We start from the raw sequence: 308 nt of genomic DNA, 5'->3' as shown, positions 1-308 counted from the left end.
TCCGGCCGCCGCGCCCGTCAGTCGGTGATCTCGACTCCCCGCCAGAACGCCACCCGGCCGCGGATGTGCTCCGCCGCGGGCTCGGGTGCGGCGTAGAACCAGGCCGCGTCCGGGTTGGTGCGGCCGTCGACGTCGAGCGAGTAGTACTCGGCGGTGCCCTTCCAGCCGCAGACGGTGGTGGTGTCGGACGGGCGCAGGTACTCCGGGCGGACGGAGTCGGCCGGAAAGTAGTGGTTTCCCTCGACGACGACGGTGTCCTCGCTCTCGGCGACGACCGTGCCCTGCCAGCGTGCTGTGGTCATGACGGG

Annotated in this window: 1 protein-coding gene; it reads right to left on the bottom strand. The window is 71.8% G+C overall.

What is annotated here, in order from left to right; translation table 11 throughout:
* Positions 1-17: 17 nt before the first annotated feature.
* Positions 18-308: DUF427 domain-containing protein (locus VR45_RS23885; protein ID WP_286163452.1), on the bottom strand; the 291-nt coding region annotated here is incomplete at its 5' end.

The organism is Streptomyces sp. NRRL S-495, from assembly GCF_000966955.1.
GTDB lineage: Bacteria > Actinomycetota > Actinomycetes > Streptomycetales > Streptomycetaceae > Kitasatospora > Kitasatospora purpeofusca.
Note: the sequence above shows the minus strand (reverse complement) of the source record. Positions and strands in the feature narration are given on the sequence as shown.